At 40.5% G+C, this 923-nt stretch carries 1 protein-coding gene and 1 pseudogene; both read left to right on the top strand.

What is annotated here, in order from left to right:
* Window positions 1–30: 30 nt before the first annotated feature.
* Window positions 31–114, top strand: a pseudogene (locus AC3ASS_RS14370) (hypothetical protein); the annotation flags it as partial.
* A gap of 21 nt (window positions 115–135) precedes the next feature.
* Window positions 136–923 (top strand): transposase (locus AC3ASS_RS14365; protein WP_488284169.1); only part of this gene is annotated, 788 nt, incomplete at its 3' end.

Here is a 923-nt window from a genome sequence, read left to right as displayed (position 1 = left end):
GGCGGCGGCAGAAGTTCCTATCATCCCAAAATGATGCTGAAAATCATTCTGTATGCTTATTCTCAAAAGGTTTATTCCTGCCGAGGAATCGAAAAACTCGTTAAAGAAAATATTCCTGCCATGTGGCTTTCAGCAATGCAACAACCAGATTTTCGCACCATTAATGAGTTCCGAGGGGAACGGATGAAAGCTTTCATGGATGAGCTCTTTGAAGTCATGATTCTCAAATTGATAAAAGAACATTACATCACGATGGAAAACTACTTTTTGGATGGCACTAAGATCGAAGCCAATGCCAATAAGTATTCTTTTGTGTGGAAAAAATCCACTTTGAAATTCGAAGAGAAATTAAAAGAAAAAATCCAAGAAACACTAAAGCACATTCATGAATTAACCCAATTAGAAGCCGGAACAGGGCAAAAGGAAAGCGATCAACATACAGAGATCACCGAACAAAACCTGGAGGAAATCGCAAAAGAAATAGAAGAAAAAGTTGAAACGCTAACGGAAGAAATCGAAAAGGAGACCGATACATCCATTCGGAAAGAGAAGCGAAAAAAACGCAGTCAATTAAAGAAATCGGTGAAACAAATTCGGGAAGATTTCCTGCCCCGAATGGCAAGATACAAAGAACAAAAGGAAATGTTCGGTGACCGTAACAGCTACTCGAAAACAGACAAAGACGCAACCTTCATGCGCATGAAAGAAGACCATATGAAAAACGGTCAGCTCAAGCCCGGATACAACGTGCAAATGGGGACAGAGAATCAGTTTATCTTGTTTTATACCATTCATCAACGACCGACCGATACACGTTGCTTTATCCCGCATATGGAGAAGCTAGCCTCCACTTCATTACCGATGCCCCAAACAGTTATTGCGGATGCAGGCTATGGTAGTGAAGAAAACTATGTATATGCAGT

The sequence above is a fragment of the Bacillus sp. JST-5 genome, assembly GCF_057747715.1.
The sequence above is the reverse complement of the archived record's forward strand: the minus strand, read 5'-3'. Positions and strand labels throughout refer to the sequence as shown.